16 protein-coding genes and 2 tRNA genes are annotated in these 25025 nt (G+C 46.9%); 3 read left to right on the top strand and 15 right to left on the bottom strand.

Annotation, left to right across the window (positions count from 1 at the left end):
• Window positions 1-17 precede the first annotated feature (17 nt).
• The 9 genes from FO447_RS13595 to FO447_RS13555 form a co-directional block, all read right to left on the bottom strand.
• Window positions 18-920: a DUF4984 domain-containing protein gene (locus FO447_RS13595; RefSeq protein WP_200756827.1), complete on the bottom strand. Its 903-nt coding sequence runs from the start codon at window positions 918-920 to the stop codon at window positions 18-20.
• Window positions 921-935: 15 nt separating this feature from the next.
• Window positions 936-2462 (bottom strand): RagB/SusD family nutrient uptake outer membrane protein, encoded by a 1527-nt coding sequence (locus FO447_RS13590; RefSeq protein WP_200756826.1) that lies wholly within the window; start codon window positions 2460-2462, stop codon window positions 936-938.
• 18 nt (window positions 2463-2480) lie between these two features.
• Complete coding sequence (locus FO447_RS13585; RefSeq protein ID WP_200756824.1) at window positions 2481-5417, bottom strand: SusC/RagA family TonB-linked outer membrane protein; 2937 nt, start codon at window positions 5415-5417, stop codon at window positions 2481-2483.
• Between the two features lie 698 nt (window positions 5418-6115).
• Window positions 6116-8995 (bottom strand): two-component regulator propeller domain-containing protein, encoded by a 2880-nt coding sequence (locus tag FO447_RS13580; protein WP_200756822.1) that lies wholly within the window; start codon window positions 8993-8995, stop codon window positions 6116-6118.
• Window positions 8996-9151: 156 nt separating this feature from the next.
• Window positions 9152-11605 carry a glycoside hydrolase family 2 TIM barrel-domain containing protein gene (locus tag FO447_RS13575; protein ID WP_200756820.1) on the bottom strand — a complete coding sequence of 818 codons (2454 nt, stop codon included), beginning with the start codon at window positions 11603-11605 and terminating at the stop codon, window positions 9152-9154.
• 17 nt (window positions 11606-11622) lie between these two features.
• A complete protein-coding gene (locus tag FO447_RS13570) occupies window positions 11623-12708 on the bottom strand; it encodes a glycoside hydrolase family 53 protein (RefSeq protein WP_200756818.1) in 1086 nt (361 codons plus the stop codon).
• A gap of 187 nt (window positions 12709-12895) precedes the next feature.
• Window positions 12896-15232: a pectate lyase gene (locus FO447_RS13565; protein WP_200756816.1), complete on the bottom strand. Its 2337-nt coding sequence runs from the start codon at window positions 15230-15232 to the stop codon at window positions 12896-12898.
• A 17-nt stretch (window positions 15233-15249) separates the two neighbouring features.
• The gene (locus FO447_RS13560; RefSeq protein WP_200756814.1) at window positions 15250-15606 is read right to left on the bottom strand and encodes a subtilase; all 357 of its coding nucleotides are present in this window, start codon (window positions 15604-15606) and stop codon (window positions 15250-15252) included.
• Between the two features lie 200 nt (window positions 15607-15806).
• Window positions 15807-15879: transfer RNA gene (locus FO447_RS13555), tRNA-Phe, on the bottom strand.
• Between the two features lie 155 nt (window positions 15880-16034).
• On the opposite strand from FO447_RS13555, the gene FO447_RS13550 reads away from it, so the two are divergent.
• Both FO447_RS13550 and FO447_RS13545 read left to right on the top strand, forming a co-directional pair.
• A tRNA-Pro gene (locus tag FO447_RS13550) sits at window positions 16035-16110 on the top strand.
• 191 nt (window positions 16111-16301) lie between these two features.
• Entirely contained in the window at window positions 16302-17144 is an 843-nt protein-coding gene (locus tag FO447_RS13545) for a helix-hairpin-helix domain-containing protein (protein ID WP_234699011.1), read from the top strand.
• Between the two features lie 36 nt (window positions 17145-17180).
• Here FO447_RS13545 and FO447_RS13540 read toward each other — a convergent pair whose 3' ends face one another.
• From FO447_RS13540 to FO447_RS13515, 6 genes are all read right to left on the bottom strand, one after another.
• Entirely contained in the window at window positions 17181-18536 is a 1356-nt protein-coding gene (locus tag FO447_RS13540) for a sodium-dependent transporter (protein ID WP_200756810.1), read from the bottom strand.
• A 112-nt stretch (window positions 18537-18648) separates the two neighbouring features.
• Window positions 18649-20013, bottom strand: a complete 1365-nt coding sequence (locus tag FO447_RS13535) for a sodium-dependent transporter (protein ID WP_117692993.1) — start codon at window positions 20011-20013, stop codon at window positions 18649-18651.
• A gap of 166 nt (window positions 20014-20179) precedes the next feature.
• Complete coding sequence (locus FO447_RS13530; RefSeq protein WP_118416221.1) at window positions 20180-20680, bottom strand: CYTH domain-containing protein; 501 nt, start codon at window positions 20678-20680, stop codon at window positions 20180-20182.
• 4 nt (window positions 20681-20684) lie between these two features.
• Window positions 20685-20834 (bottom strand): hypothetical protein, encoded by a 150-nt coding sequence (locus tag FO447_RS13525; RefSeq protein ID WP_181976430.1) that lies wholly within the window; start codon window positions 20832-20834, stop codon window positions 20685-20687.
• A gap of 21 nt (window positions 20835-20855) precedes the next feature.
• On the bottom strand, window positions 20856-21983 hold the full coding sequence (gene prfB / locus FO447_RS13520) for a peptide chain release factor 2 (protein ID WP_200756808.1): 1128 nt from the start codon (window positions 21981-21983) through the stop codon (window positions 20856-20858).
• Window positions 21984-22022: 39 nt separating this feature from the next.
• Window positions 22023-23831, bottom strand: a complete 1809-nt coding sequence (locus FO447_RS13515) for an AMP-dependent synthetase/ligase (RefSeq protein WP_200756807.1) — start codon at window positions 23829-23831, stop codon at window positions 22023-22025.
• Window positions 23832-23960: 129 nt separating this feature from the next.
• Here FO447_RS13515 and FO447_RS13510 point away from each other — a divergent pair, with 129 nt between their 5' ends.
• Window positions 23961-25025, top strand: coding sequence for a M20 family metallo-hydrolase (locus FO447_RS13510; RefSeq protein WP_200756805.1), 1065 nt, complete (start codon window positions 23961-23963; stop codon window positions 25023-25025).

Below are 25025 nucleotides of genomic sequence, written 5' to 3'. Positions count from 1 at the left end.
TTCTTTTTATTCTACGATTAATATCCTTGTTCTTTCAATTTCTCTGCCTCTGCATCGCTGATCCATTCATACATGGTGATGAAGGTTCCTACGTTGCCGAAGCTTGAACCATCCTTGTTGTCAACACTCATGTTGACATACTGCAATACATAGTTCTGGCAGGTGTTATAATAAGAGGTATAGAGAGAAGGCTGGCTGATGCGCAACTTGCCGTCTCCATAGATGGTACCGAACGCCTCGCCGGTCTCACCGGCTATCTGGTCGTCCATCTCTACCTTTGGCTCAAGAATGTTCTTGGTGCTGAACTTCAACTTCAGGTTGTAGCCCTTATAGTAAACATCCTTCAGCAGAACGGTATTCTCCTCGCCTTCCACTACCTCAGTCTTGATCAGACGGTTGGTTACGTTGTTCAGATACTTGCTGTAGAAGGTAGATGTTACCATGCACCAGCCAGAGAAGTTGTGGATATCGAAAGGACAAGACTTCTGCATTACCACGTGGGCATAGTCCTTATAGAGATCTGTCCAGTTATACTTCTCCGGAATCACCAGTTTCAGGGTGAAGCCGAGCGAGTCGGTCTTGCCGATGTTATCATAGATACCCTGAACCTTCACATTTCCTACCATCTCGCCCGCCTTGATTGTAACGGTGTTGTTGAGGATGCGGTAATGCTTACCCTCGATGGCATTGCTCTGCTTGTCTACTACCTCCACGCCGAAGGTGCGGTCGTAGTCAGCTTTTTCGGTTGCAGATACAGGCACATTGAAAACCTCATTGCTTTCCTGTACAGCATACTGATAGAGCGTATCAGAGAACATGATATGACTTGGACCAGCATAAGTGGTATAATCCTGTGAACAGCTCACAAGAGCGATGAGTGCAGCTACGGCTGCCAAACATCCCATCATTATTTTCTTCATGATCGTCTCCTTATTTTATTTGTTACTTTCATTAGGCTGAATCTCAGAACCTGGAGCCTCAAGCTCATGCTGAGGAATTGGCCAGACAAAGAGAGGGTCATCCTTTTCAACCTTCAGTCTGCTCTGCACGAAGTTGGCAGCAGGCTGGTCGGCAGCCTTACGCTCAAATCCCTTGTGCCAGCGCTTGAGGTCGTTCAGACGGAAGCCTTCCATATAGAGTTCCTTCACGCGCTCTGCCTCGATTATCTTCATGGCGTTGCTCTCGCTCATCGAGGTGTTACCACCATATGAAGAGTAGCGGGCTGTACGCAAGGTAGAGATGTCCTTACCTGCCTTAGCGTAGTCCTTCTTCATGGCGTAAGCCTCAGCACGTATCAGATACTGCTCTGAGAGACGGAACACCATTGGCTGGTGAACATGCAGGATATTGTTGTTCAGGAATTCTGCATCGCCGAAATACTTGCTCAGCAAAGACCACTGCAAACCGTGCTCATAACCGGTTACACGGGTTGTGAAGATTGCTGCAGCACGGAGGTCATTGCTGTCGAATGAGTTGATGACCCATGTCTCAGGCACATAGTCTGGACGATAAGTTACATAGTTGTAGTTATCGAAGATGGTACCCAGTGCACCGCCATAGCTGTTCACGGTGAAGCCTACCTTCCAGATAGCCTCACGCGAATCACCATAGGTCCAGATATACTTGTAATCGTTCACCTGGTTTGAATAGGTGTTGGAAGAAGCCTTCTCCAATGTATAATACTTACTGCCGATTACCTTAGATGCATACTTGATGGCATCATCGTACTTGTGCATATATAAGGATACGCGCGCACGCAAGGCATGACAGGTATACTCGTTGAAGTAAATCTCGTTGTAGAGACTTCCTGTGAAGTCTTCGTCTACCTTCAGATATTCGGCAGCCTTGTCAAGGTCTCTCAATACGAATTCGTATGATTCCTTCAGAGTGGCTCTCTTCTGTGGCTCATTGCCGTAATAGTGCTCTGTGAGTACCACGCCGAGTTCCTTCTCTGCCTGCTCATCGCTATCGTAAGCCTTGCAGAAACACTTGATCAACTCAGAGTAAGCCAGGGCACGTGCGAAGTAAGCCTCGCCCTGATACTGCTCCAACTTGTCGAGCTCCTTATCACTGTTGGTGTTTGCCTTTACCTTATCTACATTATCGAGCAGGAAGTTGGCATTGTTGATAACACCATAAAGCGCACCATATACCGCCTCGATATCGGTGTTGGTAGCCTTGATATCTTTCCAACGGTAGATATCGCCATAGGCATTAGAGTAGCCCTTCACGCAGTACACGAAGTCTGCCTGCAGATCTGGCAGGATTGTCAGATTGCCCGAATAGAGGGCGCTGCTCTTGAAACTGTCGTAGATACCGTACACCAGCTTGTCCATGTCGCCCACCGTGTTGATAGCCTGGTCCATGCGGATAGAATCCTCAGGATACTTATCAAGACAGGAAGACATCGAGAGGGCTAGGATTCCCGACAGGATGTATGTCTTTATATTTTTGATATTCATTTTTTTCTCCTTTCTTGGTTAGAATTGCAATTCAACACCCAGAGTAAACTGGCGTGATGCCGGATACTGTGCCTGGTAAATATTGGATGAAACCTCAGGATCCAGACCGTTGAAACCGGTTACGGTGAAGAGGTTCTGTGCCTGACCATAGATTCTGACCATAGAGAAGAAGTTGGTCTTGCGCAACAGACTCTGTGGCAATGAATAGGACAGACTGAGATTCTTCAGACGGAGGAACGATGCATTCTCCAAGAAGCGGTCGTCGAGCTGGGTTACCTCGCCCCAACGTGGGATGTCGGTAATATCGCCTGGCTGCTTCCAACGGTCGTACAACAGACGGTTTGACTGGTTGTAAGCAGTACCGAAGGTTACACCGCTCTCCTCGAAGTAACGGTCGTTGTTGATGACGTAGCGTGTACCGATCCAGCTGAACTGGGCAGAAAACTGCAAGCCTTTCCAACGGAAGCTTGTACCGAAACCGCCCATCCAAGGTGCATCATAGGTCTTGCCCGTCATCACCTTGTCGCTCTCGCGGAACTCGTTGGTCACGTTGCCGTTCTTATCATACCAGAGCTGCTCACCATTCGCTGGATTCACACCGGCATAACGGTTCAGGAAGAACTCGCTTACTGAGTGACCTACCACATACTTCAAACCGGTGGTTGAGTTTACATACTCGGTTACACCGTTATAGAGTTCCTTCAATCGGTTCTGGTTGTAAGATACGTTGGCACTTACATTCCAGGTGAAGTCGCGTGTGCGGATTACATCACCGTCAGCACTCAACTCGATACCCTTGTTAGCCATCACACCTACGTTCTTCCAGCGATAGCCCTCGCCGGTAACGGTGTAAGACTCAGGAACGCGCATCAGCATATTGGAGGTACGCTTGTAGTAAGCCTCGAAACTGAAGTTGATTCTGTCGAGGAAACCCAAACGGAGGGCGAAGTTGTTTGCCCATGTTGACTCCCAACCCAATTCCTCGTTACCACTCTGTGATGGAGAGAAACCGGCAGTATTATCGTAGTTGGCACCACCCGATACCAGAGCCAGATGATAATAGTTAGGAATCTCAGAGTTACCCGATGTACCGGTACTTACGGCAATCTGGGCTGTGCTGAGCCACTTCATATCCTTCAGCCAGTCGGTAGACTTCACGTTGTACATGAAACCGAGCGACCAGAATGTACCCCAGCGATGATCCTTACCGAAACGTGAAGAAGCATCAGTACGCAGAGAGAAGTCGGCATAGTAAAGCTCCTTATAGTTATACTCGCCACGCATGAAGAATGACAGGTAAGAATAATCAGAAGATGAATCTGCCCAGCGGCTGGCACGTGTACCTGATGATACGTTGGTCAGGAGATCGCTGGTCTGACCCTTGGAATATACCTGGAAACCCTCTGAGTGGAAATTGACAGCCTCCTGACCCAGCATCACGTTGAACGAATGGATATCGTTCAGGGTGAAACGGTAGTTAGCCGTAGTGGTCTCTGTCAGGTTGATGGCATCACTGCTCTGACGAGCCGCAGTACCCTGTCCGTTATTTGAAGAGAGACTTGGGAACGACTGGAGGAACGCTGTAGAATGAGTGAAATCGGCACCAAACTGAGTACGGATAGTCAGATTCTCTATCGGATAGATTTCAGCATACATGGTAGAGAGTACCTTATATTTCTTGTTCTTGATAGGATTCAAGCCCATGTAAACGATAGGGTTCTCGCTGGTTCCAGCCCAGTTGCCTGCTGAAAGTGAAGCCAGACTGCCATCCTTTGCGTATGGATTCCAGTAAGGCAGCATGAATCGGCATGCTGAGATAGGAGTAACGGTAGTATAGCTACCATCGTCAGCCTGCTGAGCCTCCTCATAGGCAGCCATGGTGTTGGTACCTACCTTCAACCACTTGCTAGCCTTTACATCAGCATTGGTGCGGATGTTGTAACGGCGGAAGGTTGAATTCTGTGCGATACCGTCCTGATCGTAGAAACCACCAGAAACATAGTAGTTCAAGCGGTCGGTAGCACGGTTGATAGAGAGTTCGTAGCTCTGCAACGGAGCGCGGTCGTTGAACACCTCGTCCAGCCAGTTTACGTTTACTCTTGAAAGGAGATTGTAATCCTTACCTGTATCCAGACCTACTTCTTTCTCAAACTGTATACGCTCGTCGGTATTCATCATCTTCCAGTTGGTCTGCGCCAACTCAGAGAAACCATACTGTGCACGGAGCGTAATCTTCGCCTGGTCCATTGACAAGCCTCGCTTGGAAGTGATGACAACCACACCATTGGCAGCACGTGCACCATAGATTGAGGTAGAAGAGGCATCTTTCAATACAGAGATACTTTCGATGTCGTTAGGACTCAAGGTATTGAAATCAGAACTTGAGATTGGCACGCCGTCGAGGATAAAGAGTGGCGACTTGCCGGAGTTGATAGAGTTGGTACCACGAATCTGGAAGGTAGCCGCCTTGCTAGGTTCACCCGAAGAAGAGATGACCTGCAAACCAGTACTCTGTCCCTGCAAAGCTTGGTCGAAGCTTGCCGCCGGCACATTTTCTATCTTTTCAGACTTTACGGCAGACACGGAACCCGCAATGGTTCCCTTCTTTCTCACGCCATACGCCACCACAACCACTTCATCCATCATCTTGGAATCCGAAGCAAGGGTGATGTTGAGCGTATTTGTCTGCGCATTCACAACGTGCTTCTGCGTAACGCATCCCACATAAGAGTAGGCAAGCGTAGCCTTCGAAGCACCCTTAATTTCGATGGTATAGTTACCGTCAATATCGGTCACTACGCCATTTGATGTTCCCTCTTGCATAATGGTCACACCAATCATCGGTTCGTTGTCTTCAGCAGACACGACAGTACCCTTGACGCTGAAACTCTGCGCCAAGACCGATTGGATAGACAACAATACAAGTGAGACAAGTAAAAGAGTTAATCTTCTCATCCTTGTTTGTTTCAAGTTTATTAATTAATAATTATTATTTTTTTCTCATTTTTTTCTCGTTTGGTAAAAGCCGAAAGCACTCAGGGCGACACTTCACCCCTCCATTTATACATTCTTTCACTAAAATGCACGCATGGAAATACCTATTTAACTTAAATCGGTGCAAAATTACGAATATTTTCTTATTTGCCCAAGATAATCGCTTAAAATTTAAATAATTAACACGTAATATCTATGTTTTTTAGCATATTTGCTCATAAATTTAGTTAATTGTCGATTTTTTGTCACATCCGATTACAGATTGCAAAAACAAGTTCAATACACACTTTTTTTTGTTTCTATGCAGCCGTTTTCATAAAGCTGAAATTACGTCCCGACGTAGCTTGTACTACGTCCGGACGTATCTTTTGCTGCGTCGGGACGTAGCAAATGCTACATCGGGACGCATTTTTTAATGCATCGGAACGTATTTTATCAGCTAACGCAAGTGGCTCAGTCAGCTGACGCAAGTAGCTCAATCAGCTGACTCAAGTAGCTCAATCAGCTGACGCAGATATCTCGACAAGCCGAAGGATACGTCTCCATTAGCCTACGGAGTCGTATCCGTAACCTGACGGAGTCGTATCCGTAACCCAATACTGTCATATTCTTAACCCCACGCAGTCATATCTATAGGCAAACGGAAGCACATCATTTATTTACCTCTTCACCTTCATGTATTCCGTAGGAGTCATGCCATACTCCTTGGAGAAGCATTTGGAGAAATAACTGCTGTTGGAAAAACCAACGGTATACATCACCTCGGAAACACTGAACTTGCCCTGGCTCAGGAGCTCGGCTGCACGCTTCATACGCATCTCACGGATATACTCTACAGGCGTACGCCCCGTTATCGCCTTCGTCTTGCGATACAGCTGCTTGCCACCTATACCTATCACATCCTGCAACATCGAAACGTTGAAGTCGGAATCAATCATGTGCTTCTCTATCGCCTCATTGATCTCTTCGAGCAGACGCTTGTCTGCCGCATCCAACTCGCTGACATTTACTTCCTTCTTTTCCTCTTCAGAAGATTCAGAGCGTGCAGAAACTGGTTCTGAGGTTGATGCCTCAGGCTCAGATAAGGCCGAAGCGGATAACCCTGTGGCAACAGTTGATGGCTTCTCTGGTATCTTCACGTTCAGGTAGCGGACCATCAGAGCTGTCACCTCATCAAATGAATGATGAGCCACAGCTGCCTTCAAATCTTCCGTCAGACGATTGAAGAAGTCCATACGCATCTGTACCTGCTCCAACACCTCAGTCTTCTGCTTCTGGGCATCAGCCAGTTCCTTGCGCAGAAAATACCAGCTTACCAGCCATGCCACAAACACGATGAGTGCCGTGATATAGAAGAGCTTGCACCACAAGGAGAGATACCAAGGCGGCAGGACGGAGATGTCGAGCGAATAAACCTCGGCAGCTACCTTGCCTTCACCATCCACGGCATGAACCGTAAGATGATAATCGCCATACGACAAACCATTATAGGTGATATCGATATTGCCGGAGTTCAGATAATGCCAGTCGTGGTCGCTGCCTTCGAGTTTGTAAGCATAAACGGCTGAAGGATGATCAGCAAAAGGAAGGTCGGTGAGCTGCAGGGTGAAGTTGTTCTCATCACTCTTCAGTTTCAGGATTTCTCCACGCTCCTCACGAGCCTGTCCGTTTACGATGATTCCAGCCAGCATCAAGCGGGTAAACTGCTTAGGCTTCTGTGCTACATCGGAACTGATTGCCACATAGCCGTCATTGCCGCCCATCATTACCTCATGAGTCTGTCTGCTGTAACAGATGTTGAGCGGCACAACAGAAGGAATCATGAAGCGCTGGCTCTCGCCCTCAGGATTGATTACGCAGCATTCATTGCCCGATACCACCCATATCTTGCCTTCCACATCACACATGGTACTTACCTTGCCACCAATCTGCCATGTCTTGGAAGAAAAACTGTTACCCAGCACAGAACCGGCTGCATAATAACAGGTTACCGAACTGTTATCACCCATCCAGATATTGCCCTTGCTGTCTGCCATCAGATAGTTGACGACATCTGAGTTAGCCACCTGTACCACCTTCATATCGTTCGGATTGATGCAGTTGAGACGGGTATAGGTAGAAACCCAAATCCTACCCTTTCCATCCATCACCATCTGACCTACATGCAGACCAGAGAGCGCATTCTTTCCCTTGTCCGAGTAATGCCAGTCGGCTATGGTCTTGCCACTCAGAAGAGCCGCCTTATCCATCACGAAGACACCACCCTGATAAGAACCCATCCATATTCTGCCCTTCTTGTCCTGGAGAACATCATAAGCCCAGGCGGTAGAATACTTACCGCTCTTATCGTAGACGATGAAGTTGCGCATCTGACGGGAACTGCGGTCATAGAAGTTGATGCCATGGTCGGTACAGATCCATACATCGCCGTCATGGTCTTCATAAATCTTGCGTACACGGTTATGACTCAGCGGGAAGGCAGAGCTGTTCTGCTTGTACCATGCCACATTCTTATAACCTTCAGCATTCCGGGTGAAATGAATCAGACCGTTGGTACCGCCCATCCACCATTCGCCGTTACGGGTCTGGAGCATGGCATGCAGACAGTTGCCCTCACCCGACATCATAATCTTATCGAGCGATACATAGCGGTAATAGGTTTGGGTAGTGAGACGGGAGAGTCCATTGTCAGTACCCACCCATACATTCTGCCATTTATCTACAAAGCAAGCCCAGACGATGTTGTTAGGAATAGAAGCATCATCACGGGAATCGTGGATATAATGGGTGATGGCATTGGAGAGTGCCATCTGATAGAGTCCGTTATCTGTTCCGATATAGAGATTGCCGGCTGCATCTGTAGAAAGACATTTGATAGAATTGCCGTTGAGAGCTGGAATCTGTGAGAAGTTCCTGAGCTGCAGGTCGGCACAATAGAGAGCCCCCTCGGTACCAATCCAGTAGCATCGGCGCTTGGCATCATAGGCGAGCGCATTGACCAGCGGCTGTTCTCCGGCACGGAGCGGAATCAGTCTGCTGCCGAGATGCAGACCAGCAAGCGAACCTACGAGCAAGCCTCGCGGAGTAGAGAGCAAGGCATAGACATCGCCACCGAAGTCTGTCTTGCCACCCTTGATATCGAGCACACGGAGTTCCTTCAACTGCCTGCGTTTCGTCTCATCTGCAAAAGCCTTCATGGCTGGTGTTTCGGCATATTGATAAGATTGCGTATCGAATTTCAGGATGCCGTTGCCGGTAGCCAGATAGAGCATTCTGCCCTCGAAACCGAGCGCATTGACACGCGTATTGCTGAATGTATGTTCCTGAAAATGGCGGTAGCCATGATAACCATCATAGCTGTAAAGGCCGTTGTCGGTTCCGAGCCATATCATTCCATCACTGTCCTGGGTAATGGCACAAACTGCCTGAGCACCTTCAAGGGAGGTGTTGACGAAACGCTGCGCATGGATGGCAAGCGAAATAAAGAGCATAGCAATTGCCATGCTGATGCGGTATATAGGTTTTATTGACTTCTTCATGTGTGCAAATTTACACAATATTCATGATAACGCCAAAAAATATCGGAGGAAATTCATAAAAAAAAGAATCCCCTGGGAAAAATAGCCGCTGCTATTCCCAGAGGATCCGATATAAACTATATACTTTATAACCAACCGAAATCGGTCTTTGTTATCTTATATTGCCTGGAGCGTAATCGACTTTTCGATATTTCGCTTGCTGTCTTTTACCTTCAGGATGATGTCGCCCTTCTGCTTGCTGCTCTGTACGATGACTACGAGTTTGCCGGAGAAGAGTTTCATCTGTGGCTGGGTGAACGGTTCGAGCGATGTGGCATCGCCGTTGCAGGCAGCCTTGAAAGTGCCGGCACCACTCACCTCGAAGGTCAGTTCGTCATCGGCAAGCGGACATTCATTTCCGTCCTTATCCAGAAGACTCACGGTGATGAAGGCAAGGTCGTTGCCATCGGCATTCAGAAGCACATTGTGCTCATCGGTACAGCCTTCTACCATGCAGGCAATAGGTTCATGATCAGGTGTTTCTACACTGAACTTCATCTGTGCAGGCTCGCCGGCAGTACGCTTCACGTCCTCGCCCACCTTTTCGCCATACTGATTGTAGGTAACCACGCGAATCTCACCCGGTTCATACTTCACATTGTTCCAGCGCAGGCGATAGCGGTCCAGACGGCTTGACTTGTCCTTGCGAACCCTGCCCTGACTCTTGCCATTGACGAAGAGTTCGCCTTCCACACCATCGGTGTAGCAGTATACAGGGGTAACCTGTCCCTCTCTACCCTTCCAGTTCCAGTGAGGAAGAAGATGGGTGGTATGCTGCTGCTCGTTCCAGCGGGCACGATACATATAGTAGCGGTCCTTTGGAAGTCCGGCAAGGTCACAGATGCCGAAGTAACTGCTGCGGCTTGGCCAGTAGGTATCGTATGGAGTAGGCTCGCCCAGATAGTCGTAACCGGTCCATACAAACTCACCGATTACCCAACTGTAGTCATCCTGCATCTTCCAGTCATCATCAGGAAGATTGCTCCAGGAACAATACTCCGTATCATAGCTGGAGCACTGACCATCAGGATAGGTAGCCTTATCACTTACCACTACCGGGAACTTGTATACGCCACGGGAGCTGACCGTAGAGGCGGTTTCAGAACCGAGGAGGAAGCCCTGAGGCAACTGCTCAATATTCTTATAATATTTATGTACGCGATAGTTGAAGCCCGGTACATCCATTACCTGGGCAAAGCCGCTCTTCAAGGCATCTTCTGCCCTATCCATGCCCTGGGTAACAGGACGGGATGGGTCATACAGATGACAGAGGTCCTGCAGACGCTTGGCAATCTGCACACCCTCCTGACTCCACTGTTCAGGAATCTCGTTACCGATGCTCCACATCACGATGCTAGGATGATTGCGGTGGTGCTTTACCAGATTGGTGATATCCTTATCGCTCCACTCCTTGAAGAACTTGGCGTAGCCGTTCTTGCACTTAGGATAAATCCACATATCGAAACTCTCTGCCATGACCATCATACCGAGAGAATCGCAGATTTCCATCTGCATGGTAGAAGGCATGTTGTGGGCGGTACGGATGGCGTCGCAACCCATCTGCTTCATCATCTTGATCTGGCGGATGAGAGCTGCCTTGTTCTCTGCAGCGCCCAATGGACCGAGGTCGTGGTGCAGGCAAACGCCCTTCAGTTTGCGGGTAACGCCATTGAGTTGGAAACCATAATCCTTTGATACGGCGATGGTGCGGATACCGGTCTTCAGGGTCTGAACATCAGCCACCTTCTTTCCTTCATATCGGGTTAACTTCACCTGATAGAGATAAGGAGATTCCGGAGACCAGAGCTGAGGGTTCGCTACCTTCAGAGTAGTCTTGATTTCAGGATTGGCACCTGTGACGATCTGCTCGGCAACCTTCTTGCCAGCCTCATCCAACAGGGCTATGACGGTCTTGCCCGACTTACCAGTTTTTCCTTCCAGTAGGGCGTTTACTTCTACTTCAGCCTCCTGCTTATCAGCCTTCAGGGTACGGACGAAGGTATCCCAGGTAGAGAAGTTCTCGTTGCCGTAAAGTTCCACGGAAACCGGACGGTAGAGACCGCCACCAGGATACCATCGACTACTCTCTTCTACATTATTAAGATGTACCTCGATGAGATTCTTCTTTCCGCCAAACTGCACGTAAGGAGTAATGTCGATGCGGAAGGCATTGTAGCCGTAAGCCCATCTGCCAGCCTCCTTGCCATTCACCTTAACGATAGGCTGACTCATCGCACCATCAAAAACGAGGACGGCACGCTTGTAGCCCTTCGGCAACTGAAGATTCATCTTATACATACCCTCTCCAATCCAAGGGAGAGCTCCAGAGCGTCCCGACTTCTCGGTCTTCTCCTTTTCGCCATTCTGCTCGATAGCCACCATCTGCAGGTCCCATTTCTTATCAAAAGGTCCCGAGATAGCCCAATCGTGCGGAACAGCTACCTGCTGCCACGCCTTGCCATCACGGGAGAAGTCCCACGATGACAAAGTGATGACTTTTCTGCTCTGCGCCTGACACAGCGTAGTGAGTGCCAGGGCAAGAGTAATGAAAGTAATGCTTCTCTTGATCATATTGCTATTTAATTTTCTTATTTATATGCATCGAATACGGCAGTTGGTTTGCCGCTGTTGTCGAACGCTCCCTTGGTATATGCAGACCAACCCAGAGTGGTATAGTTGGCTGGCTTCCAGTTGTTGTGAACTTCTGGTTCCCAATAGAAGATACCCTCGCAGGTAGAGATTGCCTTGCAGCCATCCACCATCTTCTTCATCATTGGCGCAGCCTGGTCAGAGCCCCACCACATACCGATTTCAGAGATGATGACATGGCAGTTGTACTGATCAGATAAAGTCTTAATATTATTCAGACAATTGGTGGTTAAATCCTGCCAATTGTTATCTTCTGGATAAAGTGACATACCGATGACATCCCATTTTCCACCCTTCTTCTTCAATTCACCAAAGAGCCAGGTATAACGGCCGAGGTCATGACCCTCATCCACGTGCACGATGACTTTAGCTTGTGGATAAACCGCCTTAACAGCATCATAACCGGCGTTGATATAAGCTGCAAAATTGGCTGCATTCTTAGATACCTGACCGGTTACAGCCTCATCGCTGTTGAAGAGCATTCCGTCGCGGGTTTCATTGCCCACCTGCACCCACTCTACGTTGGTTACACCTCTATCCTTCAAGGCTGTCAACACATCCTTGGTATGATCAGCCACAGCCTGTTTCATCTGTTCGGCAGTATAGCCCTGCCATGCAGCAGGAACTTTCTGGTTACCCGGGTCAGCCCAGGTATCAGAATAGTGGAAGTCAATCATCAGACGGAAGCCGAGCTGCTGAGCTCGCCAAGCCTTGACGATGACATCATTCTTGCCACACCAGCCACCTTCCGGATTTACCCAGACACGCAGACGGATAGAATTGGTTCCCTCTTCGCGGAGGAGCTTCATGCATTCTGTAGCCTTGCCATTCTGATTATAGAATTTCACACCATTCTTCTCCATCTCTGTGAGCCAACTTACATCGGCACCCTTGGCGAAGCCACTCATATCGTATGTCTTCTCCTTTTCGGGAGTGGTATTATCATCATTGCTGCAACTCGTGCCCGTAATCGAAAACAAGAGTGCTGAAGCCAGCAATATGGCTTTTCCTAAAATATTCTTCATTATTTTACTCTTAGGTTGCGTTTTACGTTTAAAATTGTTTTCGGTTGCAAAAGTAGAGAAAAAAGAAGAAAACAGCAGATAGATTTAAGACAAAAATAAAGAAAAAACGGACAAAAGCAAATCTTTATCTAGCTTTTGTCCGTTTTGTCATTAAAGAGGCAGGAATCTTTAAATCAGTTCTATACCTTTACTCTGTTATAGGTACAAGTTTAATACCGAAGAGGTTGCATGTATCCTGCTTTGTAATAGTATGAGAACCTGCATCCAATGTTACAGTCATTGTCTTAGCTGTTGAATCAATAACTGCATTTACTTCAGCAGGCTTCTTTCCATCAATTTTGGCGTTCGTCTTGGTATCTGTTGAACTGAAATAAAGGGTCATTGTGACTTTCTTATCAACAGTTACTGAGATATTAGTTGCAGACTCCATCTTTACACAAGTAGAATATGAAGTGCCGTCAATAGTAGCAGTTCCCTTATTTGTAGTATAGTTGCCTGAAACTGTTACTATGCTACTTGAAGGCTTAGAACCTGTGAATGTTACCAAAACAGTACCCTCGATAGGAGTTACAGTACTGCCACCTTCTGTACCACCAGTAGAGCCACCAGTGCTACCACCTTCGCCAGAACCACCAGTGCTGCCACCTTCTGTAGAACCACCTTCGCCAGTTGCATTGCTCTCACCGAATACCTTAACAACACCAGAAGTATAAGCGTCAAGAATGCTTGCCAAAGCAGGCCATGGCTGCTGATGACCATTTGTTACGACTGTCTCATCAGGAATAACGAAATCAATATCGCCATGATTCAAACGACCTGCGCCATAGAATTCTTCTACAATAGCAGGAACATCTTCTGCCTTATCTGCAGCGTATGCATACATGAGGCTTGAGTTGGTATCGAAATTGTTGTAAGAAGTACCACCTACCAAAGTCTTTACGCTTGAAGGAACCTGCTCACTTGGGGCAGAAACCTCGTAAGCATCAAAACTTGTATTATTGTTTGCGTATGTGATATAGCTGAAGTTATCAGGCTTGTTGGCAAATACATTGCCGTACGCTTTAATCAGACCACCATCCTCACCAGAGAAAGTACCATCACCCATAGCATCAGTTCCTTGCTTAGAGCTCATGATAGGACGCTTAACACCATCAAAGTAATTAGACTCCATGAATACACTTGAACCCTTTGTTGCACCAATACCATAAACATCATTATGCTGATAGTAGTTGTTGTACATGTGAACACTCATGGTACGAACGCGAGCCATACGAGAGTCTGAATGGTCGAACCAGTTGTGATGATAAGTAATCCAGTTTTCACCAGTCTCACTCTTCATACCACACATAGAAGCCTTACCATTATCCCAGAAGCGGTTGTAAGCTACAGTAACATACTTAGAATCGCCCTTGATGTCTACAGTACCGTCACCCTTAGCCTGGTCGGCAGCACCACCCTTCTTACCATAGAAGAGATCCATATTGTGAATCCATACATGAGAGTTTTTGGTGTCAAGAGACATAGCATCATCCAGGCAACGCATGATAGCAAAGTTACGGAACTCTACACTCACTGCCTCTCTAAGCAAGAAGCCGAAGCCATATACGGTAGCATCATCACCGACACCTTCGAATGTCATATTCATAGTAGCTCCCTTAACCTGCAAACCTTCTGCAGAACTTGAAATGTGATCCAAATCAGAAAGACTAACCTTACCAATGATACGGAATGCGATAGGAGTTTTATCCTTACCTTTAGAATAAGCATCAATAATAGACTGAAGACCAGTAATAGTCTCTGACTTACCTGTATTGACGGTTGTAGAAACTGTCTTAGCGGTCTTGGCTGTAATATACAGAACCTTAGCACCAGCCTTCAAAGTACCATCATTATTATAAGCACCTACACCATCATACTTGAAATGAGCAAAGCCCTCACGGTTGAAACTCTTTACTACCAAGTTAGAAGCTGTATTGGCACCAGTAATCTCTGTACCTTCAGCATTGACAGGAACAACCTTTACAGAATAAGTACCAGCCTTCAAACCGAGAACATCGGCACGATAGTAAGAAGCATACTGACGAATCAACTGAGCATCAATCTTCTTGTCATCTACATATACATTATAAGAAGAAGCGCCCTCAAATGGAGCCCACTTCAGGTAGGCAGACTCCTGCCAGCCCTTAGCCTCAGTAATCTGAATAACACCTGCAGGATTATCAATATCACCACTCTCACCCTGGTCAGCCTTCTTGGCAAAACTGATGGCTTGAACAGAAGCATCATACTCATCATTCTCTGCACCAGACTTAGGAGTAATAATAGTCTTGTCACCTTCGAACTTAACACTTGTCAAGTCGGCTGTATTGTAATACTTCACATCGCCAGCATTGGTGGTAACATACATCTGATTGACCTTGCTGTTACGAGCCACGGCATGGGTAATCTTAAATGTCCCTGTCTGAGCCACAGCTGCACTCAAACTCATCAGGAGGAGTGCCAAAGTAAATACCATTTTCTTCATTTTGCGTTCCTCCTTTTTTACTTGATAATTACTTTCTTACCATTAATAATATAAACACCCTTAGACAACCCCTGGAGGGAAGAACCTACACACTGGGCCTGAAGGTTATAAACCTTACCTTGCAATGCCTGCTTAATGCCTTCTACCTGACTGATGCCGGTAGTTTGATAAGTGAAAGAAAGGGTTACGAGCGACATGTCTGCCTGATCAGATGTATTATCTGAATACTGAAGAACGACATTGTCGCCATCAAAGGTAATCTCTGTGACAGTCTTGTCTATGACTTGACCATCAATCTTAACCGTCTGTTTGCTGCCGGCAAATACTGCCGTAGACAACATTCCAGCCAACAATAATAAATAAGCTTTTTTCATTTTAATGAATGTTTGTTAGATTAATTTTTTGGTTTGTTGTTGATTTTTACAATGCAAAAGTAGTGAAAAAATATCTATTATAAAACATCCTGGCTCATTTTTCATACGCAAACGTTTTCATAAGTGTAAAATGAAGTATTATAAAAAAGGGCATAAAAAAAGACTGAATCCTGTTACGAAGATTCAGTCTCATAAAGAAGTGGTACCACCAGGAATCGAACCGGGGACACAAGGATTTTCAGTCCTTTGCTCTACCAACTGAGCTATGGCACCAACTTTCACAAATCGCGATTTATCATTTGCGGGTGCAAAGGTAATACTTTTTTCTGGTTCCTGCAAATTTTTCGGGAAATTTCTTTCAAAAAAAGATAAAAAAGTCTATTTTTGTTGGTATTATCCATTATTTAATGTACCTTTGCAGCAGAAATCGGGATTTAGCGCAGTTGGTAGCGCACGTCGTTCGGGACGATGAGGTCGCTGGTTCGAGTCCAGTAATCCCGACCAAAAGCCGTCTAATGTGCCTATACACAGGGGATTTGCCTTGGTCGTGGCCAAAATGGTCGGCGAAATTTCGATATCACAAGAACTTAAAAATCCGTAAGCCTATGAAGTTTATAAAGGATTTTTTTTATATCAATTACCATGAACGGCGAGCATTACTCGTAATCCTGACCCTGCTCGTTGTCAGTACCACAATGATTTTCATTGTAGGTTCTAAAGAAACCATGCCCTCAGAAAAACAACAAGCCCATAACGATAGTATCATCAGACATGCCACGCGGCAACAGCCAGGCTATTATGACGAAGGACTTCAGTCGAGCGAAGTATTCGCCTTTGACCCCAATACGGCAAGCCAATCTGATTTCCAACGGCTGGGACTGGAATCATGGCAAGCCAGAAACATCATCAAATATCGAAATAAAGGAGGTATCTTCAGGACACCTAGAGACTTTGCACGGGTTTACGGACTAACCAAGAAGCAATTCGAAAAACTGCTGCCCTTTATCAGAATTGGTAAAGACTACCAGCCGGCTGCCAACTTTTACCCAAGAGAAAGATACAACTACGGCTATCAAGAGACAGCTATAAGAACTAGAGATGAAAGGAAGAAAGACACTACCCAATACAGTTATCCACGAAAGCTGAAAGAAGGTCAGTATATCAACATCAATTCTGCTGATACGACCGAACTGCAGAAAATTCCCGGCATAGGCTCTTACTATGCCAGAAGCATCATCCGATACAGAGAGCGGTTAGGCGGTTTCGTTTCCATGAGCCAGATACAAGAAGTGGAAGGCGTGCCCGAGACAGCCCTCCACTATATGAATATTGATGCAAAACATATCCGGAAAATGAATGTCAACCAGCTCAGTTTAGCCGAACTGCGCAAACATCCTTATCTGGACTTTTACCAGGCAAAGGAAATCGTAAACTACCGCAGAACCCATGGTCCGCTGAAAAGTGCTGAAGAGCTGCGTCTTCTCAAAGACTTTCCACCTGCCGAAATAGAAAGAATCAAGCCGTATCTTGCCTACTAGGGGCAAGATAGCCTGTCTGCAAGTTTGCCGGTTTTGCTAAATGACACCAAACTGGTGCAGGAAGATAAGGAAAATACAGATTGGACAGATAAAACGGATGGTGAACAGGAAAACAGGGAAGAGAGTTCCCTTCAGGGTTCCCCAGTTGGTAAACTCATCACGCACAATCTTCTTAGGCACATACCATCCCAGGAACAGACAGGTGATGAATGAACTCAACGGCATGAGCAGCTGGGCTGTAAAGTTGTCACAATTGCTCAAGAAATCCTTGCCGAAGAAACCCAAATCAGGTACGGCACCCTGAGAGAGCGAACAGAATACGGCTATGATGCAGCAAACGATGGTCTCGAACCAGGCTCCCTTGGCACGGCTTATCTTACCCTCCTCATAAATAAAGGCGGTACCTATCTCGTGCATCGAGATGGTAGAAGTCAGGGCTGCCAATACCAGCAAAGCATAGAACAACACAGAAATCACATAACCGACAACCGGCATGTTACCGAAAGCCTCCTGGAATACGTTTGGCAAGGTAATGAAGATGAGCGAAGGACCGCTGTCTGGCTGCACACCTACCGAGAAGGCTGCAGGGAATATCATCAAACCTGCCAATACGGCGATTACCGTATCAATGGTCACAATCTGAGTAGCAGACTTCAAGAGATTGGTCTGTCTGTTGAAGTAAGAGGCATAAGTACACAGACATGCTGTACCCATACTCAAAGAGAAGAACGCCTGTCCCAGCGCTTCGAGCAACACATTCTCATCGACCTTAGAGAAATCCGGCTTCAGCAGGAACTCCACTCCTTTCATCGCTCCCGGCAGAGAGCAGGAAGCAATCACGATAACTACCAACAGGAAGAAAAGCATCGGCATCAGAATCTTGGATGCTTTCTCTATACCATTGCGCACACCGCGCACTACCACCATGTGGGTAAGCAAGATAAAACCTACTGCCCATAAGGTAGGACGGATAGGATCAGCTGAAAAGGTCTGGAAATAGGTCTTCACATACTCTGCGTCGCCATGAACACCACCCATGATACTGGCATAGAGATACTGCAGGCACCAGCCAGCCACTACGGCATAGAAACCCAGAATAATCATAGAGGTGATGACACCCATCAAGCCCAAAGCACCCCAAGCCTTATGCTTACCCAAATTAGAATAAGCTCGGGCTGCATTAGACGCGGAATGGCGGCCGATGATGAATTCGCTCATCATGCCAGGCAATCCGAGCAGGATGATACATACCAAATAGATGAGAATGAAGGCGGCGCCACCATTCTGACCTGCCATATAAGGGAAACGCCACACATTACCCAAACCGACTGCCGAGCCGGCTGTGGCAAGAATAACGCCCAACTTACTACCAAAATTTCCTCTTGTTTCCATTATCTAAATCTTTAATGTGTAGTGTTTGTTGTTTTCCGAAGAAACGGCAGATGCTACACCTTATTATATATAGTTATATCTGAGATTATATGATCATCCGATTACAAATACTTTATCCGAAGACACCAAACTGGTTCAGGAATACCAGGAAGATGAGGACAGGACAAACGAACTTAATCAGGAAAAGATAAATACCGAAGAGACGGCCCTTCAAGGTTCCCCAGTTGGTAAACTCATCCTGTACGATCTGCTTAGGTACATACCAGCCCAGGAACAGGCAGGTAAGGAATCCTCCCAGAGGAAGGAATATCTGACCCGTAACGAAGTCGAACCAATCGAACAGCGCCTTTCCGAAGAACGAAAGTTTGTCTGTTGCACCCAAAGAGAGAGAACAGAAGGCTCCGATGATGGCACAGGAAACTGTAACAATGGTAGCACCCTTCTTGCGGTCTATCTTCAACTCCTCGTAGAAGAAAGAAGTATTCACCTCATGAAGTGACATCAGCGAGGTCAGGGCAGCTACCGACAGCAATACGTAGAAAAGCAGCGAGATGATCCAACCCAGTACAGGTAACGATGCAAACGCCTGATTAAAGACATTCGGCAAAGTGATAAAGATGAGCGAAGGACCACTATCCGGTGATACTCCTACAGAGAAGGCTGCAGGGAAAATCATCAGACCAGCCAGTACTGCTACCAGCAAATCGATGATGGAAATCTGCAAAGCACTCTTGAAGAGATTGGTCTGACGGCTGAAGTAAGAGGCATAGGTACAGATACAGCCCATACCGATACTCATAGAATAGAACGACTGACCCAAGGCATTCAGGAACACGTTTCTGTCTACCTTTCCGAAATCAGGCTTCAACAGGAACTCCACGCCCTTACCTGCATCCGGCAACAGACAAGCTGCTACCACAATAATCAAAAGCAGGATGAACAGGAGAGGCATCATCACCTTAGAAGCCTTCTCTATACCGCCGCGCACACCATGAATAATCACGAAATGACAAATCAGGAATATCGCTACCGTCCACATAACCGGACGCACAGGATCAGAAGAAAACTCCTTGAAGTAATTCGCCACAAAGGTAGGGTCACCATGCAGTTCGCCCATGATACTGGCATAGACATACTGCAGACACCAGCCCGAAACCACCGCATAATAGCCCGTAATCAGAAAACCGGTAAGCACCTCAAGATAGCCTACCCACTTCCAAGCCGTACCATTAGAGAGTTTGGTATAGGCACGTGCGGTATTAGAGGCACCATGACGGCCGATGATAAACTCAGAAATCATACATGGAATGCCCAACAGGAGCACACTTCCGATGTATACCAGAATAAAGGCTGCGCCACCTTCCTGACCAGCCATATAAGGGAAGCGCCATACGTTACCCAAACCTACGGCGCCACCTGCTGTAGCAAGAATCAATCCTATCTTGCTACCAAAACTTCCTCTATTTGAATCTGTCATTTCTATCTTTCTATTACTAAATTCTTACTTTTTAATTTTTCTTCGTGCAAAATTATAAAATAATTCTGAAATATATGAATTATTTGAAAGCAAAAACACAAATTTAGTAATATTTATGCAATTTAATCCGTTTTAGGACGCAGAAATGACTTTTTCGATACATTTTCTAACGATATTCAGCCGGCAAGGTATCACGCCACTTCGAGAAAGGATTGCCCAAGAGATGCGAATTGTAGAATCTCTTGTCGCCTGTTACCTCCATGCCGATGAAATCAGGTTTCTCATAGGCTTCGGTCTCGCTTGCCAACTCCACCTCTGCCATGACCAGTCCTTTATTATCGCCATAGAACTCATCCACCTCGAAGGTATGACTGCCACTTTTCACAAGATAGCGACGCTTATCGATGACGCCTCCCTGACAAAGTTGCAGGAGATGCTGCGCTTCGTCCATCGTTATCTCCTTTTCAAACTCATAGCGGGTCATGCCGCCATTTACCGACTTGCCCTTAATGGTAAGGTAAGCCTTCTCATCCCGTGTGCGAACCCGCACCGTAGCCCCCTCGGCAGGAATATATCCCTGCTGGATATGACTAGAAGAAAAGGCGGCGCTTTTATAAGCGTCGCCCTTCTTAACGAGGAATTTTCTTTCTATCTCTAATCCACTCATTGTTTTATACTAATGTTGTTGCATAAATGGCAAAAAGAATACCAAGGACTATCAATCCTATAAATATCCACTTGATTACTTTCTCGCCTTTTGCAGCCTGTTTCTTCTGATAAGCCTCATGTTTGGCTCTTCTTAAGTCTTTATTTCCACTCATAGTCGTATATTTTTTAGATTATTATTGTTGTTCGTCATCATTCGTAGGGAACTCCATCAGGTATGCCTTGATGAAATCATCTATCTTGCCGTCCATCACGCCATCTACATCCGATGTCTGATAGTTGGTTCGGTGGTCTTTCACACGACGGTCGTCGAAGACATAACTTCTAATCTGGCTTCCCCACTCTATCTTCTTCTTACCAGCCTCAATCTTAGCCTTAGCCTCCAGACGCTTCTTCATGGCGCGGTCGTAGAGTTGGCTCTTCAAGAGCAACAATGCCTTGGCACGGTTCTTTGGCTGGTCACGGGTCTCGGTATTCTCGATGAGGATTTCTTCTTCCTCACCTGTATCAGGATCGGTATACCAATAACGCAGACGGACACCTGATTCCACCTTATTCACATTCTGACCACCGGCACCACTCGAACGGAAGGTATCCCAGGAGAGCTTGGCTGGGTCGACATATACCTCGATGGTATCATCTACCAGCGGAGTTACGAAGACACTGGCGAAACTGGTCATTCGCTTGCCCTGGGCATTGAAAGGAGAAACACGCACCAGTCGGTGCACACCGTTCTCGCTCTTCAGATAGCCATAAGCGTACTCACCGCCCTCAATGGTCATGGTGACGCTCTTGATACCAGCCTCATCACCTTCCTGCATATCGGTGATAGTTACCTTATAGCCATGAGCTTCAGCCCAGCGCATATACATACGCATCAGCATCTGTGCCCAGTCCTGGCTCTCGGTACCACCGGCACCGGAATTAATCTTGAGCACACAGTCCATCGGGTCTTCCTTCTGGCGAAGCATGTTCTTCAACTCCAGGTCTTCGATGGCTTTGATCGCCTTGGCATAATCGGCATCCACCTCTTCCTCGGTCACCATTTCATCTTTATAGAAGTCGAAAGCTAGCTGCAGTTCATCGGCATAAAGACGTACGGTCTTATAGCCATCCAGCCATTTTTGGATGCCCTTCACTTTCTTCATCTGCTCCTGTGCATACTTCGGGTCTTCCCAGAAGTCAGGAGCCTGGGTGCGGAGCTGCTCCTCTTCATATTCTACTTTCTTCTGGTCTATATTGAGATAGCGATGCAGAGCGTCAGCTCTGTCCATCACATCCTTCAACTGGTCAGCTGTAATCATTAACTCTTAACTATAAACTTTTAACTTTAAACTATATGATTACTCCTCATACATCTTGTCAATCTCCGCCTTATAGTTCTTGTTGATGATAGGGCGGCGAATCTTCAAGGTATTGGTCAACTCGCCCGACTCCATAGAGAAGTGGTGAGCCAGGAGGGTAATGCGCTTAATCTGCTCATAATAAGCCAGATGCTGCTGGAGAATCTGAATACGGTCCATCAGCATCTTCTGCACCTTCTCGTTAGCACACAAATCTTCACGGCAGGTGAAGGCGATATGATGCTCACGTGCCCAGTCCTCCACGAGACGGAACTCTGGAACGACGAGGGCTGATACGAACTTGCGCTGGTCGGCTATAACAGCCACCTGATCGATAAACTTATCTACCAGGAGCAATGATTCTACCTGCTGCGGAGCGATATATTTACCATTCGATGTCTTGAACAGGTCCTTGATACGCTCGGTGAGATAAAGCTCGCCATCCTTCATGTAGCCGGCATCACCGGTATGGAAGAATCCATCCTTGTCGAATGCCTTCGCATTGGTGGTATCACGATGATAATATCCCGGAGTGATGGTAGGACCCTTGAGGAGCACCTCATTATCCTCACCTATCTTTACCTGAATGCAGGAGATCGGGCGACCCACAGAACCCAGACTGCGTTTCTTGTCGAGATGATCACAGGATACGGTGGCAAGGCTCTCGGTCAGACCGTAACCCACCACCATATCGATACCGATGGCATGTACAAACTCCTCTACTTCCGGACTTACATAAGCACCCGCTGTAGGGAAGATATTCGGTTTTTCCAAGCCCAACTGCTTGCGAACCATGCTCAAAACGGTCTTGTTGATAATTCTATATTCCAACTCCAGAGCCAAAGGAGGACGCTTGCAGTTGGCAATATACTCGATATTACGTTTCTTACCTACCGACAAGGCATGGTAGAAGAGTTTCTTCTGGATAGGACCGGCATCATCCATCTTTGCCTTTACGGCGATATACACCTTCTCCCAGAAACGTGGCACACTACACATACAGGTAGGATGCACCTCTCTCATACTCTCCTGAATTTCATGAGGATAAGTATTGATGATGAGTTCGGCACCTTCGCTCAAGCAGAGGTAAGACCAGGCACGTTCAAAGATATGGGTAAATGGAAGGAAGTCGATGACACGGTCCTTGTCGGTAACAGGCACGCATTCGTCGTTTGCCTTCAAAGCAGCATAATACTGGCTATAAGTCAGCATCACGCCCTTACTGTCGCCCGTTGTTCCACTGGTATAGAGGATATCAGCCAAGTCATCCATACTTGCCTGCTTGTAGAGTTCCTCCACTTCTGTCTGACGAGGAAGATTCTCACCCAACTTCAGAAAGTCCTTGAAATAGAGGGCTGCAGGATCGTGTGTACTGATGCGTACGCTGGAATCGAAGATGATGATACGCTCCAGAGAAGGACAGAGGGCAAAGATACGGTGAGCCTTGTCATACTGCTCCTGTTCGCCTACAAAGAGAAAGCGAATCTGCGCATCATTAATCATATATTGAATCTGCTGCTCGCTGCTGTTGGCATAGAATGGCACAGCAGTAACTCTGATACCGTACGCACCGAAGTCGGTGTACAGATAATGCACACAGTTCTGCGAGAAGACAGCGATTTTGTCAAGAGGTTTAGCCCCAAGATTCAGGAGGGCATTGCTCACTTGTTTCACTCTTAAGGAAAAGAGGTTGAATGAAACCGATTGCCACTGGTCGCTGCCAAACTTTCTGAAAGTTAAAGCAGTTTTCTCTCCCCATTTCTTGGCGAGATCATGTACCAGTACCGAAAGATGACTATTAATCTGCATAAGCTTATATTTATATTCTGATGCAAAGATAATAGAATTTGTTAAGAACACAAAATAAAAAGATATTTTTTCCACTTTATCTGCTCTTTTTTTCGTATCTTTGCCCTCGAAACAATAAAAAGGGAGATTATGATGACACAAGAAGAATATGTAAGCGATGCCGTGGATTTGCTGAAAAAGCTCATCGCCACCCCATCTGTAAGCAGAAACGAGAAGGATGCTGCCGACATCATGGAGCAGACCATCCGCAAATATGGTTTCGAACCTCAGCGTGAGGCGAACAACATCTGGATTATCGACCCTCATTACGATGAGAGCCGACCTACCCTGCTGCTCAACGCTCACATCGATACCGTGAAGCCTGTGGCTTCATGGACACGCAACCCGTTTTCACCGGATGTTGAAGAGGGTGTACTTTACGGTTTGGGCAGCAACGATTGCGGCGGCGGACTCTGTTCGCTCCTCCAGATATTCAGAATGCTGACCGCAAAGCCTCAGCAGTATAATCTTATCTATCTGGCATCCGCCGAAGAAGAGGTGTCGGGAAAGGATGGCATTACCCGTGCCCTGCCTTTGCTTCCGCATATCGACCTTGCCATCGTGGGTGAACCTACCGGCATGAACCCGGCTGTTGCCGAAAAGGGACTGATGGTGCTGGATGTGATTGCTCACGGAAAGAGCGGTCATGCTGCCCGAAACGAGGGAGTAAACGCTATCTACGAGGCATTGGATGATATGCGATGGATTCGTGACTATAAGTTTGAGAAGGTAAGCGAATTCCTGGGACCTACCAAGATGACGCTTACCGTAGTGAATGCCGGAACCCAGCACAATGTGATTCCGGATAAGTGTACGATGCTTGTGGATATCCGCACCAACGAGTTTTACGACAACGAGGAGGTTTACGAGTTTATCTGCCAGCACCTGAAGAGCGAGGTGAAGGCCCACAGTTTCCGTCTGAAGTCATCCCGCATCGACCCGGCGCATCCTCTTATCAGGAAATGTGTAGCCATGGGCATGAAGCCATTCGGCAGTCCTACCCTCAGCGACCAGGCTCTGATGCACTTCCCTTCGTTCAAACTGGGTCCTGGCGAATCTTCCCGCTCCCATTCTGCCGATGAATTCATCAAAATAAGCGAGATAGCTGATGCTATCGCCAAATACAAAGAGCTCTTAGATGGCGCTGCCATCTAA

This window comes from Segatella copri (assembly GCF_015074785.1).
In the GTDB taxonomy this organism is placed as follows: domain Bacteria; phylum Bacteroidota; class Bacteroidia; order Bacteroidales; family Bacteroidaceae; genus Prevotella.
This window is presented reverse-complemented; position numbering and strand designations above follow the sequence as displayed.

Coding starts and splice junctions, on each gene's coding strand:
- FO447_RS13575 (WP_200756820.1), bottom strand. CDS start 11,605: ATGATCAAGAGAAGCATTACTTTCATTACTCTTGCCCTGGCACTCACT.
- FO447_RS13540 (WP_200756810.1), bottom strand. CDS start 18,536: ATGGAAACAAGAGGAAATTTTGGTAGTAAGTTGGGCGTTATTCTTGCC.
- FO447_RS13535 (WP_117692993.1), bottom strand. CDS start 20,013: ATGACAGATTCAAATAGAGGAAGTTTTGGTAGCAAGATAGGATTGATT.
- FO447_RS13525 (WP_181976430.1), bottom strand. CDS start 20,834: ATGAGTGGAAATAAAGACTTAAGAAGAGCCAAACATGAGGCTTATCAG.
- FO447_RS13510 (WP_200756805.1), top strand. CDS start 23,961: ATGATGACACAAGAAGAATATGTAAGCGATGCCGTGGATTTGCTGAAA.
- FO447_RS13580 (WP_200756822.1), bottom strand. CDS start 8,995: ATGAAGAAGTCAATAAAACCTATATACCGCATCAGCATGGCAATTGCT.
- FO447_RS13570 (WP_200756818.1), bottom strand. CDS start 12,708: ATGAAGAATATTTTAGGAAAAGCCATATTGCTGGCTTCAGCACTCTTG.
- FO447_RS13590 (WP_200756826.1), bottom strand. CDS start 2,462: ATGAATATCAAAAATATAAAGACATACATCCTGTCGGGAATCCTAGCC.
- FO447_RS13565 (WP_200756816.1), bottom strand. CDS start 15,232: ATGAAGAAAATGGTATTTACTTTGGCACTCCTCCTGATGAGTTTGAGT.
- FO447_RS13515 (WP_200756807.1), bottom strand. CDS start 23,831: ATGCAGATTAATAGTCATCTTTCGGTACTGGTACATGATCTCGCCAAG.
- FO447_RS13530 (WP_118416221.1), bottom strand. CDS start 20,680: ATGAGTGGATTAGAGATAGAAAGAAAATTCCTCGTTAAGAAGGGCGAC.
- prfB (WP_200756808.1), bottom strand. CDS start 21,983: ATGATTACAGCTGACCAGTTGAAGGATGTGATGGACAGAGCTGACGCT.
- FO447_RS13585 (WP_200756824.1), bottom strand. CDS start 5,417: ATGAGAAGATTAACTCTTTTACTTGTCTCACTTGTATTGTTGTCTATC.
- FO447_RS13595 (WP_200756827.1), bottom strand. CDS start 920: ATGAAGAAAATAATGATGGGATGTTTGGCAGCCGTAGCTGCACTCATC.
- FO447_RS13545 (WP_234699011.1), top strand. CDS start 16,302: ATGATTTTCATTGTAGGTTCTAAAGAAACCATGCCCTCAGAAAAACAA.
- FO447_RS13560 (WP_200756814.1), bottom strand. CDS start 15,606: ATGAAAAAAGCTTATTTATTATTGTTGGCTGGAATGTTGTCTACGGCA.